The sequence below is a fragment of the Buttiauxella sp. 3AFRM03 genome (assembly GCF_003675305.1).
Taxonomy (GTDB): domain Bacteria; phylum Pseudomonadota; class Gammaproteobacteria; order Enterobacterales; family Enterobacteriaceae; genus Buttiauxella; species Buttiauxella ferragutiae.
The window spans coordinates 682,248-697,792 of record NZ_CP033076.1; the positions used below are offsets into that span (position 1 = coordinate 682,248).

Annotated in this window: 15 protein-coding genes and 1 pseudogene; 7 read left to right on the forward strand and 9 right to left on the reverse strand. The window is 49.9% G+C overall.

From position 1 onward, the window contains the following. Positions 1 to 87 precede the first annotated feature (87 nt). From D8682_RS04410 to D8682_RS04420, 3 genes are all read right to left on the reverse strand, one after another. A complete protein-coding gene (locus D8682_RS04410; protein WP_121813622.1) occupies positions 88 to 747 on the reverse strand; it encodes a fumarylacetoacetate hydrolase family protein in 660 nt (219 codons plus the stop codon). A gap of 54 nt (positions 748 to 801) precedes the next feature. Then, the gene (locus tag D8682_RS04415) at positions 802 to 1,869 is read right to left on the reverse strand and encodes a lytic transglycosylase domain-containing protein (RefSeq protein WP_064546123.1); all 1,068 of its coding nucleotides are present in this window, start codon (positions 1,867 to 1,869) and stop codon (positions 802 to 804) included. A gap of 201 nt (positions 1,870 to 2,070) precedes the next feature. Then, the gene (locus tag D8682_RS04420) at positions 2,071 to 2,346 is read right to left on the reverse strand and encodes a YcgL domain-containing protein (protein WP_064546121.1); all 276 of its coding nucleotides are present in this window, start codon (positions 2,344 to 2,346) and stop codon (positions 2,071 to 2,073) included. Positions 2,347 to 2,472: 126 nt separating this feature from the next. Here D8682_RS04420 and minC point away from each other — a divergent pair, with 126 nt between their 5' ends. The 3 genes from minC to minE are packed head-to-tail and all read left to right on the forward strand — an operon-like array spanning position 2,473 to position 4,299. Continuing rightward, entirely contained in the window at positions 2,473 to 3,180 is a 708-nt protein-coding gene (gene minC / locus D8682_RS04425; protein ID WP_064546117.1) for a septum site-determining protein MinC, read from the forward strand. Positions 3,181 to 3,204: 24 nt separating this feature from the next. Continuing rightward, the gene (gene minD / locus D8682_RS04430) at positions 3,205 to 4,017 is read left to right on the forward strand and encodes a septum site-determining protein MinD (protein ID WP_034495914.1); all 813 of its coding nucleotides are present in this window, start codon (positions 3,205 to 3,207) and stop codon (positions 4,015 to 4,017) included. 3 nt (positions 4,018 to 4,020) lie between these two features. Further along, the gene (gene minE / locus D8682_RS04435; protein ID WP_064546115.1) at positions 4,021 to 4,299 is read left to right on the forward strand and encodes a cell division topological specificity factor MinE; all 279 of its coding nucleotides are present in this window, start codon (positions 4,021 to 4,023) and stop codon (positions 4,297 to 4,299) included. A 161-nt stretch (positions 4,300 to 4,460) separates the two neighbouring features. On the opposite strand, the gene rnd is transcribed toward minE, so the two are convergent. The 5 genes from rnd to D8682_RS04460 all read right to left on the reverse strand — a co-directional run bounded on the left by rnd (position 4,461) and on the right by D8682_RS04460 (position 10,868). Beyond that, entirely contained in the window at positions 4,461 to 5,570 is a 1,110-nt protein-coding gene (gene rnd / locus D8682_RS04440; protein WP_162303064.1) for a ribonuclease D, read from the reverse strand. 82 nt (positions 5,571 to 5,652) lie between these two features. Beyond that, positions 5,653 to 7,338: a long-chain-fatty-acid--CoA ligase FadD gene (fadD, locus tag D8682_RS04445; RefSeq protein WP_162302980.1), complete on the reverse strand. Its 1,686-nt coding sequence runs from the start codon at positions 7,336 to 7,338 to the stop codon at positions 5,653 to 5,655. Between the two features lie 204 nt (positions 7,339 to 7,542). Further along, entirely contained in the window at positions 7,543 to 8,145 is a 603-nt protein-coding gene (locus D8682_RS04450) for a Slp family lipoprotein (protein ID WP_064546109.1), read from the reverse strand. 46 nt (positions 8,146 to 8,191) lie between these two features. After that, positions 8,192 to 8,887, reverse strand: a complete 696-nt coding sequence (gene tsaB, locus D8682_RS04455) for a tRNA (adenosine(37)-N6)-threonylcarbamoyltransferase complex dimerization subunit type 1 TsaB (RefSeq protein WP_121815635.1) — start codon at positions 8,885 to 8,887, stop codon at positions 8,192 to 8,194. A 70-nt stretch (positions 8,888 to 8,957) separates the two neighbouring features. Continuing rightward, positions 8,958 to 10,868: an ATP-dependent DNA helicase gene (locus D8682_RS04460; RefSeq protein WP_121813625.1), complete on the reverse strand. Its 1,911-nt coding sequence runs from the start codon at positions 10,866 to 10,868 to the stop codon at positions 8,958 to 8,960. Between the two features lie 121 nt (positions 10,869 to 10,989). Here D8682_RS04460 and D8682_RS04465 point away from each other — a divergent pair, with 121 nt between their 5' ends. Then, positions 10,990 to 11,334 carry a RidA family protein gene (locus D8682_RS04465; protein WP_121813626.1) on the forward strand — a complete coding sequence of 115 codons (345 nt, stop codon included), beginning with the start codon at positions 10,990 to 10,992 and terminating at the stop codon, positions 11,332 to 11,334. Between the two features lie 119 nt (positions 11,335 to 11,453). Here the strand turns inward: D8682_RS04465 and D8682_RS27070 are convergent. Further along, positions 11,454 to 11,627 (reverse strand): annotated as a pseudogene (locus D8682_RS27070) (YoaH family protein); the annotation flags it as partial. Positions 11,628 to 11,743: 116 nt separating this feature from the next. On the opposite strand from D8682_RS27070, the gene pabB reads away from it, so the two are divergent. The 3 genes from pabB (at position 11,744) to sdaA (ending at position 15,325) form a co-directional block, all read left to right on the forward strand. Then, positions 11,744 to 13,102 carry an aminodeoxychorismate synthase component 1 gene (gene pabB / locus D8682_RS04475; protein WP_121813627.1) on the forward strand — a complete coding sequence of 453 codons (1,359 nt, stop codon included), beginning with the start codon at positions 11,744 to 11,746 and terminating at the stop codon, positions 13,100 to 13,102. 4 nt (positions 13,103 to 13,106) lie between these two features. Beyond that, positions 13,107 to 13,685, forward strand: a complete 579-nt coding sequence (locus D8682_RS04480) for a CoA pyrophosphatase (protein WP_064546098.1) — start codon at positions 13,107 to 13,109, stop codon at positions 13,683 to 13,685. Between the two features lie 275 nt (positions 13,686 to 13,960). Then, positions 13,961 to 15,325: an L-serine ammonia-lyase gene (sdaA, locus tag D8682_RS04485; RefSeq protein ID WP_064546096.1), complete on the forward strand. Its 1,365-nt coding sequence runs from the start codon at positions 13,961 to 13,963 to the stop codon at positions 15,323 to 15,325. The last annotated feature ends 220 nt before the right edge of the window (positions 15,326 to 15,545 follow it).

Consider the following 15,545-nt stretch of genomic DNA (forward strand, 5'->3'; position numbering starts at 1 on the left):
GATGGTGTCCTGTAATAAAAACAAGCGCACCTTATAAACAGTCTGAGCCGCAGATGCAAGTTTTGCCGCCCACAGGCGGCAAATTGATTATAGAACACGCGTAGTCAAACTACGGTTAGCAAAGCTCACTTCTAGTTCATCACCGCTGTTGAGCGGCCCAACACCTTCCGGGGTCCCGGTGAGAATGACATCTCCGGCACGCAGGGTGAAGAACCGACTCATATAGGCAATGAGTGGCACGATTTTATGGATCATATCGGAGGTACTGCCCTGCTGGCGGATTTCACCGTTGATCTTTAACGCAAGCTCTGAGTTTTGCGGATCGCCGCTAAATTCACTGGCGAGAACAAAACCTGAAATCGGGCAAGAGTTATCAAACCCTTTGGACTTTTCCCACGGCTGGCCCGCTTTTTTAAGTTTGCCTTGTAAATCACGCAACGTAAGATCAAGCGCTACGCCATATCCTGCAATGGCTTTGGTCACATGCTCTTCCGTCGCCTTTCTCAACGTTGAGCCGATCAGAATTGCCAGCTCCACTTCATGGTGAACGGAACCCAAATCCTGCGGTAGAACCAACGGCTGACGAATATCGCACAGCGCACTCTCGGGCTTAATGAACAACACCGGCTCATCGGGCGTCGCACTGCCCATCTCTTTGATATGTTTTGCGTAGTTACTGCCTACACATACTACTTTGCTGACCGGAAAATCCAGCAGCGCCCCCTGCCAGTTATGATGCTGATACATGCTTTCCTCTGCCTCGTTGCGTATATTGGGTATATAAGAACTGATGAGTCTGGGTTACTGCACAATCGCATCCGCCATTGTGCCGATACTTATCGCAAAGTAGTAAGAACGGTTCCAGTGCATAATTGTGCGGAAGTTGTTGTAGACCAGGAATGAGCGCCCCTGATTATCATCCGGTGTCACAATCCAGGCTTTTTTCTTCGACAGATGCAGTGGTGTGCCGTCTTTCTGTATGACACCTAATTTTCGCCACTGAGTGACGGTTTTGCCCTGGTTTGATTTAGTACCTGCAAGGGCACTATTGAAACCTTTAGGTAAAGTTATTTCTTTACCCCATGAGCCACCAGCTTGCCAACCTTCTTTTTTCAGGTAATTAGCCGTGGAAGCAAAAACATCGCTAGTGTTCTGCCAGATATCAATTTTCCCGTCACCATCGCCATCAGCACCGTAGTGCAGATAGGAAGTCGGCATAAACTGGTTTTGCCCCATCGCGCCTGCCCACGAGCCTTTCAACTCTTGTACCGGGATATGCCCCTGGTCGAGGATTTTCAGCGATGCCATCAACTCTTTGGTAAAAAAGGCTTCACGCCGCCCTTCAAAAGCGAGCGTTGCCAGTGCAGAAATGATGTCCTCTTTCCCTTGTATTTCACCAAACAAGCTTTCCATGGCCCATAAAGCCACAATGTACTGGCTTTGTACGCCAGTCCGCTCACTGACCTGGTTTAATTCACTTTGATGCTGGCGATACTGCACACGCGCTTTTTCAATCTTTTTCGGCGTGATCACTCGTGCCAGATATTCATCAAGCATGATTTTCTTTTCAAGCTGGTTCTGGTCAGATTTTATGACCCGATCAACAAAATGGACGTTGGCAAAAGCGCTGTTGATGGTGCGTTCACTGATACCCTGTGCTCGGGCCTGGGTCTTAAGGGTTTCAACAAAAGCGGGGAATTCGGCGGGATTACGCCCTTGTTCTGCAAGCGTGGTCGGCGCGGGCTTAGCCTCAGGCTGCGGCGCAATCGGTGTGTTTACAACAGATTGCGTCTGCGCATCGGCGGATGAAACGCTAAAACCACCCAGGATAAAGGCGATGACCGTTAAACAAATTGCTGGAGTATTCATTATTTTCCCCGCGGTTATTTGTTCTAAATATCATCTACCTTTATACCCGTCATACTTCAAGCTGCAGGGGCGTTGGCTGCACTCACAAACCCCAGTCACTTACTCAAGTAAGCTCCAGGGGATTTGCTCCCTTGCCGCCTACCTGCAACTCGTAGTATTTAGAGTATATGTATAGGAAAGAATTGGGCACTAGTCTGAAACTTATTTTTTCGGACTACTTTCGAGGTGCATTTTTAACAAACTTTCTGGGGGCGGTGGCAATTGTAAATAATAGCCCTGATCTTTGAGTGCTTGCTTTACTTTATCAAAATCAGCGTTGGCCAGTTTTTTACTGCCATCAAGCGGCAATATCATCGCCAATTGGGGTGTACCAAAACCTTTCATCAATTCTTCAGGAACCCGAGAGAAATCGTCTTTTTTTTCGACATATAGATATGTCTGGTCACGCTTGCTACTTCTGTAGATCACACAAAACATTTTTTTTACTCTATTTTCGCCAGATGGTGGCTTGCCTGAATATACCTGTGACTATAACATGCCAGATGTACTTCGGAATATCGTCCCACAGCAGTGGGGATTAAAACTGAATTGAGTAAGGCCAGGATGTCAAACACGCCAATCGAGTTAAAAGGCAGCAGTTTTACCTTATCAGTGCTTCATTTACATGACGCACAACCCGAGGTGATTCTCCAGGCCCTCCAGGAAAAAGTATCTCAGGCTCCAGCCTTTCTGAAAAATGCCCCGGTGGTGGTGAATGTTGCCAGTCTCGATGGTTCAGTTAACTGGAAAAAAGTCCAGCAAGCAGTGGTTTCTTCCGGTTTGCGTGTCGTCGGTATTAGTGGCTGTAAAGACGAAGCGCTGAAAAAAGAAATTGAGCGTGCGGGCTTGCCACTTCTGACGGAAGGGAAAGAAAAAAATTCACGTGCTAAGGCCGCGCCCGTTGAGATTGCCGCCCCTGTCGAACCCGTTGTTAACTCGATCACAAAAACACGTTTGATTGATACCCCTGTTCGTTCCGGTCAGCGCATTTATGCACCAAACTGTGATTTGATTATCACCAATCACGTCAGTGCCGGTGCAGAACTTATAGCTGATGGTAATATTCATGTTTACGGCATGATGCGTGGCCGTGCCCTGGCGGGTGCCAGCGGCGATCGTGATGCACAAATATTCTGTACAAATCTTGCTGCTGAGCTGGTCTCAATAGCGGGTGAATACTGGCTGAGTGAACAAATACCAGCTGATTATTATGGGAAAGCAGCACGCCTGAGTCTGGCGAGTGGTGCTCTCTCCGTTCAACCTTTGAATTAAGCCCTTTTAACAAGGAATTCCTTTATGGCACGCATTATTGTTGTTACATCGGGTAAAGGGGGCGTCGGTAAGACCACGTCCAGCGCGGCCATCGCTACAGGTTTGGCCCAGAAGGGAAGAAAAACCGTCGTAATCGATTTTGATATTGGCCTGCGTAACCTGGATTTGATTATGGGCTGCGAGCGTCGGGTGGTATACGATTTCGTCAACGTTATTCAGGGCGATGCCACATTAAATCAGGCGTTAATCAGAGATAAACGCACCGAGCAGCTTTATATTCTGCCGGCATCACAGACCCGTGACAAAGACGCACTCACGCGTGAAGGCGTGGCGAAAGTGCTTGAAGACCTGAAAAATATGGACTTCGAATTTATTGTTTGTGATTCCCCTGCAGGTATCGAAACTGGCGCATTAATGGCGCTCTATTTTGCTGATGAAGCGGTTATTACTACTAACCCTGAAGTTTCATCGGTACGAGATTCTGACCGAATTCTTGGTATTCTTTCTTCTAAATCTCGCCGTGCAGAAAACGGTGAAGCGCCGATTAAAGAACACCTGCTTCTTACTCGCTACAACCCAGGCCGTGTTAATCGCGGCGACATGCTAAGCATGGAAGATGTGCTGGAAATCCTGCGCATTCCACTGGTCGGGGTTATCCCGGAAGATCAATCTGTTCTGCGTGCGTCAAACCAGGGTGAGCCGGTCATTCTTGACCAGGAGGCTGATGCTGGTAAAGCTTACGCAGATACTGTTGAGCGCCTGCTTGGCGAAGATCGCCCTTTCCGCTTCATTGAAGAAGAGAAGAAAGGCTTCCTCAAACGCCTGTTCGGAGGATAAGTTATGGCATTACTAGACTTTTTTCTCTCACGGAAAAAGAACACCGCCAACATTGCAAAAGAACGTCTGCAAATTATCGTTGCAGAACGGCGCCGTGGTGATAGTGAACCGCATTATTTACCGCAGCTAAAACGCGATATTCTGGAAGTGATTTGCAAATACGTCAAAATCGATCCAGAGATGTTAACCGTCGTTCTTGATCAAAAAGATGACGATATTTCTGTTCTGGAGCTTAATGTCACGTTGCCAGAAGCACAGGAAGCAACAACAAAATCTGCGTGATGCAACTGCTCAAAATAAGCCCTCAGAATTAATCCTGGGGGCTTATTTATTTTTACGCACAGACAACTTTTTAATACAGACTATTCTTAAATAGCTAATGGTTTTATTCCATTATTACTCAACACATCCCTGTAATTATTCCCAGTAACTATCAACAAATATTAAAAATCAGCCAACAGCGTTTTTAATGCTTCACCCATCACTCGCCCACGCCAACCACTAATTAATTCCGGTTGTGTTGATGGTGATTTTAATTTCCAGTGCCAGTTCAACAGTTGGTTAATTTGTCGACGTGAAGCCAGCAATTCAACGCTTAAACCACAATCCTCGCTCACTTGCTGTACCAACGCTTTAATCGCTTTAAATACGCGGCGATAGCCCGGCATATCAACCAGATTGCTTAACGGTTCTGGCAATTCATCATCAGATAGTGCCTGAGCTTCAACGACCATCTCTAACAGTGCTTTGCCGTGGAAACGGATTTCACTCCCGCTCAGGCCAAGATGTTCCAGTTCCCCCAACGAACCAGGCATGTAACGCGCGACCTGCCACAGATGTTCTTCACGCACCACAAAATTGACAGCCATGTCGCGCTCACGCGCTTTGCGCAGTCGCCACGAGGCCAGTTTCTTCAGACAAGCCAATTGACGTGTTCTCAATTGCCATGCGTTACCGATTTCGCGCCAGGCTTCTTCCGGGTCCAGTACATCCTGACGACGCGCTGCCATCAAGTTACACTCATCGAGTGCCGCTTCCATCCAGCCTGCAGCTTGTGTCTCTTCCATCAATTTATGCGCAATGGGCAGCAAATAAAGGACATCTGCGGCGGCATAGTCACACTGACGCTCGGTCAGCGGGCGAGCAAGCCAGTCGGTACGTGATTCACTTTTATCCAGGGCGATCCCCGTGAAGGACTCAACGATGGTGGCAAAACCACACGAGAGTGGGCGTCCACTAAACGCTGCCAGGATCTGCGTATCAATAAACGGATCGGGCAGCATGCTATACGCATTGAGGAATACTTCCAGGTCTTCGCTACCCGCGTGCAGGAATTTAATCACTGCTTTATTTTGCAGTAGCGCTTTAAACGGTGACCAGTTAGTGATGGTTAACGGGTCGATAAGCGAAGCTGTTTCACCGTCGAATAGCTGGATCAAACCCAGTTGCGGGTAGTAAGTACGGGTACGAACAAATTCGGTATCCAGCGCTATCGCTGGAAAGTGACGAGCGGCCTCACACACTGTGGCAAGGGCTTCATCGGTAACAATCATTTGGTAAGTCAAATTCAGTTCTCTTAGGTTTGCGCCCATAAAAAACGCCGGTTTACCGGCGTTAGGGCGACGGACTCGGAGCTCAGGCGTTATTGTTGCCTTTACTGACCGATTCGTCACGTAGTTCTCGTCGTAATATTTTGCCAACGTTTGATTTTGGTAGTTCTTCACGGAACTCAACAAGCTTAGGCACTTTATAACCTGTGAGGTGCCGGCGACAAAAAACAACCAATGCCTCTTCAGTTAAAGCTGGATCTTTTTTCACTACGAAGATTTTTACCGCTTCACCGGAAGCGCCACTTGGAACGCCAACCGCCGCGACTTCAAGTACGCCGCTATGTTGCATAACCACGTCTTCAATTTCGTTTGGATACACATTAAAGCCGGAGACCAGAATCATATCTTTCTTGCGATCGACGATACGCATAAAGCCCTCCTCGTCCATCACAGCAATATCACCGGTACGTAGCCAACCGTCATGCATAATCTCATCTGTTGCATCCGGGCGCTGCCAGTAACCCAACATCACCTGCGGGCCTTTCACACACAGCTCGCCGGGCTCGCCCGGAGGTACTTCTTCGCCTTCGTCATCAATCAGTTTCACTTCGGTGGAAGGCACCGGTAAACCGATACTGCCACTGTGGTAATCCATGTCATGCGGATTAGCACTGACCAGCGGCGCACATTCCGTCAAACCATAACCTTCAAGCAGGAAGCGGCCGGTCAGTTTCTCCCAGCGTTCAGCCACCGCGTGTTGTACTGGCATCCCGCCGCCAGCCGAAAGATGCAGACTAGAAAAGTCGAGTTGCTGGAATTCTTTATTATTGAGCAGCGCATTGAACAATGTGTTAACACCGGTCATGGCGGTAAATGGATATTTCGCCAACTCTTTCACCAGCCCCGGAATATCACGCGGGTTAGTGATCAGCAAGTTCTGCCCACCAAGCTCAATAAACAGCAGGCAGTTCATGGTGAGCGCAAAGATGTGATAAAGCGGCAGGGCCGTCACCACCAGCTCTTTGCGTTCGAATAACAATGGGCTGTAAGCCGCTCTGACTTGTTCCAGATTCGCCAACATATTGCGGTGCGTCAGCATCGCCCCTTTGGCAACGCCTGTCGTGCCACCGGTATATTGCAAGAACGCGAGGTCGGCATTCAGAATTTCAGGTTTAATATACTGGAGACGATAGCCGTGTTGCAGGGCACTGCGGAAAGAAATGGCATCGGGAAGATGATACTTCGGCACCAGGCGTTTGATGTACTTAACCACAAAGTTGACTAACGTCCCTTTTGCCGCAGAAAGCTGGTCACCCATGCGGGTCAAAATAACGTGTTTTACCTGAGTTTTATCGACAACTTTTTCTAGCGTATGCGCAAAGTTCGAAACAATCACAATGGCGCTGGCACCGCTGTCATTAAGCTGATGTTCAAGCTCACGTGGGGTGTACAACGGGTTGACGTTCACCACCACCATGCCCGCACGCAAAATACCGAACAACGCGACGGGATACTGCAACAGGTTTGGCATCATTAACGCAACGCGGTCGCCCTTTTGCAGGCCAAGACCTTGTTGTAAATACGCAGCAAAAGCACGGCTTCGCTCTTCCAGCTTACGGAACGTCATCACTTCGCCCATATTCACGAACGCAGGCTGATCCGCATAGCGTGCCGTTGCTTGCTCAAACATATCAACCAGGGACTGATAACGGTCAGGATTTATCTCAGCCGCAACATCGGCTGGGTAGCGGTTAAGCCAAACCTTCTTCAAGGATCCACCTCTGAATTTATTATTCGTCGTCATCACAACCCCAATATATAAACACGCTGTTAACATAATATTAACTCAGCGTACCAGTTTATTAATTAGACTGATTTAAGGTTGCGAAGCACATCACTAATTATTTTTTATCGATTGTAGAAAAAAATAGACAGCGGACATGCCGCTGCCTATTTAACTTGTTAAAACAGTGAGTTACTCAGTTACGATAGTCTGAACCTGTGCCGGACCTGGATTATACCATCCGCCGCCCCACATCCCGCCGTAGCCGTAACGCCCACGATAAGGGTACGGCCCGCCCCAGAACCACGGGTCGATTGGCTGTGGCGGCATGACCACTTGTTGTGTAACACGCCAGCGTTTATAGCCATTGACCTGCATCACCATAAACTTGTAAGCGGTTTCGCCCACTTTGCCTTCCACTACACCAGTGATGGGACCCACAACGGTGACCAACTGGCCACGGAAATCGACCGGGTCGAGGAAACCATTCACGTCAGCGTAAATACGCCCTCTGGAAGGCTCACCCAATTGCGGGCGCGCTCCGTCGTCGAGGCTGACGGTGGCAATTTCCAGACGTGTTCTGCCTTGTTTGTTATCGATGTTCACCACTCGCCCACCGAAACGCGCTTCTTGCCCAACGTAGAGTTGCGGTGCATTCATCACTCGCGCTAAATCTTGTTGCGGCGTGGCACTGGTGCCCTTAATCGCATCAGGGATGGTGACACAACCACTCAGCATAACTACGGCAGCAACTGCCAGTAATCGGCTAACAATTCTGAGATTCAAACCAGCCATAACCTTTCTCCTTGACGCAGTTTCGGCTTCCCAAAAACGTTGGGAATTATTCTCTGCCTGGAAGCTTCTTCCATGTCACTTCATTACGCAGATAAACCGGCTCGGCATGTTCTACCGCCACCGTACAACCATCATTTAATGCCTGAATTGCCAAAGGCAACATATCTTCTGCTGCAGGAAGTGTGACTTCACCATCACGGATCTGCAGTTCACTGCCTTGCGCCATATCTGGCCAGGCTTGCCAGCCCGTGCCTACTGTCGCCCATTCGCCCTGAAGATGCTTCAACCGTTCAGCAACCGCTTCTGGTTTTAACACAGCTTCAGTTTCTTCACCGTGCCAGACACCCAGTTCATCACGCTGGTATTCAGCCCAATACACTTCACCCATGCGCGCGTCGATAGCTGCCAATACACGGGTCGCTCCGGTCATACGCCAGGCACCCTGCGCCATGGTGGCCAGAGTCGAAATGCCAATCATCGGCAATTCAGCCCCCAGCGCCAGCCCTTGCGCAATACCAATACCGATACGCACGCCGGTAAAACTACCTGGGCCACGGCCATAAGCAAGCGCATTCAATGCGGTCAGACCAACACCCCCTTCATTGAGGATGTCTCGCACCAGCGGCAGGATACGTTGGGTGTGTTCGCGTGGGCAGAGCTCGAAATGGGCAAGGGTCGCCCCTTCATTATACAGGGCAACCGAACATGCTTCTGTCGCGGTATCGATGGCTAAAATTCGCATGGTATTGCCAACCTCTGGCAGGAAAATAAGGTCAAAAATCGGCACGCATCATACCATAGCCTGGCACAAATTACTGCGCCGAGCGGTGGTTAAGGAATTCAACTGCCCGATTAATATCCCGTGTGCGCGGTGTGGGCGGCAGGCTGTTGAGGAATACAGCACCATAAGGGCGCATCACCAGGCGATTATCACAAATCACCAGCACACCACGGTCATCAACATCACGGATTAAGCGTCCAACGCCTTGTTTTAAGGTAATAACGGCGTCGGGGAGTTGCACATCTTCGAACGGGTCGCCCCCACGCAGGCGGCAATCTTCCATGCGTGCTTTCAGCAAAGGGTCATCCGGCGAGGTAAACGGCAGTTTGTCGATAATCACCAGTGACAGCGCATCACCACGCACATCCACACCTTCCCAAAAACTACTGGTCGCGACCAACAATGCGTTACCTGCGTCAACGAACTGCTGCAACAACTGGCCTTTGCTGGTTTCACCCTGCAACAACACCGGTAATGTCATAGTGGCGCGGAATTGCTCGGCTAAATCGCGCATCATCGAATGGGAGGTACACAACATGAAGCAACGACCATTGTTAGCTTCGATAAGCGGCTTGAGCATTTTTGCCAGATGTTTGCCTGCTGCCGGTTGGTTAGGCGTTGGTAAACCACGCGGCACACACAACAACGCCTGGCTGGCATAGTCAAACGGGCTGGCTAATAACAAGGTTTGCGCATTGGCGATACCCAGTCGTTCGGTAAAATGGCTAAGCTGGTCGTTTACTGAAAGCGTTGCCGAAGTAAAAATCCAGGTACCTGCTTTTTGGCTGATCACTTCCTGGAATTTATCGGCGACGGAAAGCGGTGTTAGCGCCAGCGTGAAGTTGCGCGCGTTACATTCATACCAGTAGCTGTAACCCGGGGTATCGACCTCTTTGAGGCGTTTGATTCGCCCACGTAAAATCACGATGCGTTCGAAAGCCGCGTCCAACAATGCAGAGCGCCCAAGGGAAAGTTTGGATACGTCGTAACACAGCTCAAGCGCATCATCGAGCAACAATAACGCACGTTGTACCGACGGTTCGGCCAGTAATTCTCGCAAATTGCCGCGGTAACCTGGGTCACCCATTTGCAGGCGAAAATCTTGCGTGCTTTGCGCCAGACGGTCCGAACTTTTTTGTAATTGCTGGGCGTCACGCACTTCAGTGCGATAAGCGATGGAGATATCTTTGGCTATGTCGAGTAACTGGCGGCTGGAGACCGATTGCCCAAAATACTGGCTGGCGATGTCGGGGATTTGGTGGGCTTCATCGAAAATCATCACTTCTGCTTCCGGAATCAGCTCGCCAAAACCGCCCTCTTTGACCACCATATCGGCCAAAAAGAGGTGATGGTTAACCACCACAACGTCTGAATCCATGGCTTTTTTACGCGCTTTCACCACAAAACAATCTTTGTAAAGCGGGCAATCTTGCCCCAGGCAGTTATCGTTGGTGCTGGTCACCATCGGCCAGACGGCAGAGTCCTCGGCAACACTCGCGCAAGTGCTGATATCCCCGTCCACCGTTTCAATCGCCCACCCCCGTAATTTGACGATGTCACTTAGCGTCTGGACTTGCAGATCGCCGCCCGCCAGCGCTTGCTGTTCTAAACGTTCAAGGCATAAATAGTTCGAACGCCCTTTTAACAGCGCCAGCCGCCCTTTGAAATCCAGCGCCCGCGCCACTGTTGGTAAATCGCGTGAGAAGAGCTGATCCTGTAAGGCTTTTGATCCCGTAGAGATAATGACTTTTTTGCCTGAACGCAGAGCCGGAACCAGATAAGCGTAGGTTTTACCCGTACCGGTACCCGCCTCCACCACCAGCTCATGCCCGGAAGCGATAGCCTTAGCCACGGCTTGCGCCATCTGGCGTTGTGGTTCACGCGGTTTAAAACCCGTTATCGCCGTAGCGAGTTGGCCGTCTGCTGCAAAATCGTCTGTCACATTACCCCCTGGGTTTATTGACAGTGATTATGTCAGCCTGAGCGGTGTTAAGCCAGTGGAAGCCTTCTGTAGATTGTGGCAGGCTGTGCCACAGTATGAACAAGCTGAAAAGGAAACAGTGATGAGTATTGTGCGTATAAAACCGGAAGCGCGTTGGTCGGATGCGGTCATTCATAACAACACGTTGTATTACACCGGTGTGCCAGAAAACCTTGATGCGGATGCTTACCAGCAGACCGCCAACACGCTTGCGCAAATTGATACTGTGCTTGAAGAACAAGGCAGCGATAAGAGTAAGATCCTCGATGCCACCATTTTCCTGCCGGAAAGTGCCGACTTTGCCGCGATGAATAAAGCCTGGGATGAATGGGTTGTTGCGGGTCATGCGCCGGTGCGTTGTACCGTGCAGGCAAAATTGATGAACCCGCGCTACAAAGTAGAAATTAAGATTATCGCGGCAGTGTGACACTAAGCGGGCTGTAGCCCGCTTTACTTATCGTCGTCGTTTTCTTCGTAATGGTCGACATATCTTTCTTCTTCATCGTTTTCATCCGTGTTTTCTTCGTCGCTCTCAGCGTTACCGACGTCATCATCTTCAAAACGGACCGCGACCATCTCGCCAGTATGATTGGCACGAATTTCTGCGGCGACCAGTGTAATCGCTTCACCACTGCTCATGCCCTGGGACATCAGTTCCTGAATACGTTCTACAGCTTTCTGCTGTTGCTCATGGGATAATGCGGGTAATCCTGAAAACATTTTCGACTCCTGATACATTGCCTGGGTTAATTATTTCACGCTGCTAACAGGGTTTCCAGCGGGTTCACTGGTATAGCAGGATGATCACTCTCTTTTTTTAGTTGTGGTTTATAACGTTGCAGACTCTCACTTTTCGAACTTTGCCGTGGCATGCCGATGCTGTTCAACACACTTTCAAAGCGACTGCACAGCAGCCATGGGCCATGCTTCTGCATTCCGGCTTCGCTGACCATCCTCATAATCGCTTTGATATTCTGGTCGCAGAACCTCGGGCAACATTAGTGACGCGTGGTCCTGAAACAACAATTTGCGTGGACGGTATCAGTTCAACGCATCACGGCGATCCTCTGCATCTACTACAGGAAACTCTGGATAGTTTTGGTTATCAGCCAGAGATACACCCGGAACTCCCCTTTTTAGGCGGTGCGTTGGGGTTGTTCGGTTATGACCTCGGTCGCCACTTCGAAAAATTACCCGAGCGGGCACAACGCGATCTTACTACACCCGATATGGCGATAGGCATTTACGATTGGGCGTTAATTGCTGACCATCAAAATCAGTGCCTGACTCTGCTGTGTTGGGGGGATATTGATGCTCGCCAACAGTTTATTGAAACGCTGACCGCGTACAGCCCTCGCCAACCGTTCCGCCTGACGAGCGCGTGGCAGTCCAGTATGACCCGCGAGCAGTATGGACTTAAATTCCGTCAGGTACAGGAATATCTCAAAAGCGGCGATTGCTACCAGGTGAACCTCGCGCAGCGCTTTAACGCCAGTTACGAAGGCGATGAATGGCAAGCATTCGAACGCCTGAACGCGGCGAATCGGGCTCCGTTCAGTGCGTTTATTCGGCTTCCTGACAGCGTGATTTTAAGCCTGTCGCCTGAGCGGTTTATTCTGCTGGAAAATCACAACATACAAACGCGCCCGATTAAAGGCACTTTACCGCGCCTTGAAGATCCTCTGGCCGATGCGCAGCAGGCTGAAAAACTGGCGAATTCACCAAAGGATCGCGCAGAAAACCTGATGATTGTTGATTTGCTACGTAATGACATTGGCCGTGTTGCGGTACCGGGCAGTGTAAAAGTCCCTGAGTTATTTGTTGTTGAGCCCTTCCCGGCAGTACATCACCTGGTGAGTACCATAACCGCACAATTGCCTTCGCATCTTAAGGCAACAGATTTACTACGCGCCTGTTTCCCTGGTGGGTCGATTACCGGTGCACCAAAAGTTCGCGCTATGGAAGTGATTGAAGAACTCGAGCCGCAGCGGCGTAATGCCTGGTGTGGAAGTATCGGCTATTTAAGCTTCTGCGGAAATATGGACACCAGTATTACCATCAGGACTCTGACCGCCGAAGGAGGCAAACTTTACTGTTCGGCGGGAGGTGGAATTGTGGCTGATAGTGTTGAATCTGCGGAATATCAGGAAACTTTTGATAAAGTTAATCGTATTCTTCCACAACTAGAGAAGTGATGAGATGTCTGGTTCGTCCCTGAGTATGAACGATTTTTTATCGCGTTTTCAGCTGTTGCAACCGCCCGTAACGCGCACGACGAGTAATCATCGCCAGGCTGCGGTGCTGATTCCTATTGTACGCCGCCCACAGCCTGGGCTGCTGTTGACCCAACGTTCGACCATGCTGCGTAAACATGCCGGGCAAGTTGCCTTTCCAGGCGGTGCGGTGGACGACACTGATGAGTCATTGATTGCCGCGGCACTGCGCGAGGCATGGGAAGAAGTTGCCATTTCGCCAGAGCATGTTGAAGTGATCGGCACTTTGCCGCCGGTCGATAGCGTCACCGGGTTTCAGGTTACGCCAGTTGTCGGCATCATCCCTCCCGATTTACCTTACCAGGCCTGTGAAGATGAAGTTGCAGCGGTTTTTGAGATGCCATTAATGGAAGCGCTCACCCTGGGTCGCTATCATCCGCTGGATATTCACCGTCGTGGTAACGCCCATCGCGTTTGGCTTTCCTGGTATCAACACTACTTTGTCTGGGGTATGACTGCCGGAATTATCCGTGAGTTAGCTTTACAGATAGGTGTGGAACCGTGATCACTCTTTAATTCTGCAAATACGGCTATATTTAGCAGAGTGTCTTGCTGTAGTTTTATTCCCCTATAGATGCAAGGGGAAATAAAAAGAGTGGTTGATGTGACTGATTACTCCCTGGAAGCGCATTCTGCGGACCGGATTAGTCAAGTTATGGTTAACCATTAGTTTAATTCATGTGAATAGTTTACTACAGTGACCAATAAATTTTTAAACTAGCTAGCTGCGGTTTTGCAGCAGCAAATTTTATTTAGCCGGTGTCCTGAAAGGAGTTTAGTGTGATTAGCATATTCGACATGTTCAAAGTCGGCATTGGGCCATCCAGTTCCCATACCGTCGGTCCGATGAAGGCCGGTAAGTTGTTTGTCGACTCGCTGCTCGAAAATGGATTACTGGAAAGCACGACGCGCATCGCCGTCGATGTTTACGGTTCCCTGTCGCTGACTGGTAAAGGGCACCATACTGATATCGCTATCATCATGGGTCTTGCAGGTAACGAACCTGCCACTGTTGATATTGACTCCATTCCTGCGTTTATTCGCGATGTAGAAACGCGTGAACGTCTGTGGCTTGCCCAGGGTCGCCACGAAGTTGATTTCCCGAAAGATACCGGCATGTGTTTCCGTAACGACAACCTGTCGTTACATGAGAACGGCATGACTATCCATGCGTTCAGCGGCGATCAAAAGATCTACAGCAAAACGTATTATTCCATCGGCGGTGGTTTTATCGTTGATGAAGAGCATTTCGGCAAAGAGGCAGCAGATGAAGTTGTCGTGCCCTACTCGTTCAATTCCGCGGAAGAAATGCTGAATCACTGTAAACAGACCGGCATGTCCCTGTCTGGCGTGATCATGCAGAATGAGCTGGCTTTGCACAGCCGTAAAGAAATTGAAGAGTATTTTGCCAACATCTGGCAAACCATGCGCGCTTGTATCGACCGTGGCGTCAATACTGAAGGTGTGCTGCCTGGCCCATTGCGTGTACCGCGTCGTGCTTCCGCATTGCGCCGTATGCTGGTATCCAGCGATAAACTCTCCAATGACCCAATGAACGTGATTGATTGGGTGAACATGTTTGCGCTGGCGGTGAACGAAGAAAACGCCGCGGGCGGACGTGTGGTTACCGCTCCGACCAACGGTGCCTGCGGTATCGTCCCTGCAGTGCTGGCGTACTATGATCACTTTATCGAATCAGTCAGCCCTGACACCTACATCCGTTATTTCCTCGCATCCGGTGCGATTGGTGCGTTGTATAAGATGAACGCGTCAATTTCTGGTGCTGAAGTGGGTTGCCAGGGTGAAGTCGGTGTGGCCTGTTCAATGGCGGCAGCCGGCCTTGCTGAAATTCTCGGGGCCAGCCCAGAACAAGTTTGTGTTGCTGCGGAAATTGGCATGGAACACAACCTCGGTTTGACCTGCGACCCGGTTGCGGGCCAGGTTCAAGTGCCGTGTATTGAACGTAATGCGATTGCTTCTGTGAAAGCGATCAACGCCACCCGCATGGCAATGCGCCGTACCAGTGAACCTCGTGTTTCTCTCGATAAAGTGATTGAAACAATGTATGAAACGGGCAAAGACATGAATGCGAAATACCGCGAAACCTCTCGCGGTGGCCTGGCAATTAAAGTCCAGTGTGATTAATCCCTTCCGGCCCTCAGTGATGAGGGCCAGGCTAGTGCGGGTCATTCACCTGAACTTGAGAAGCCAACTGCTTGTTTAACCATTAAAAGGTGCTGCGTCTGCTCAACGACGCGGCTCCTGAACAACGAAACGCAAAAAAAAGGTTATTTTTCCAGCGCTCTACAAATCCCCCACTACACTTTGAATGTTCTGTGTGCCGATTTCGGTCGCGGTTCTACAC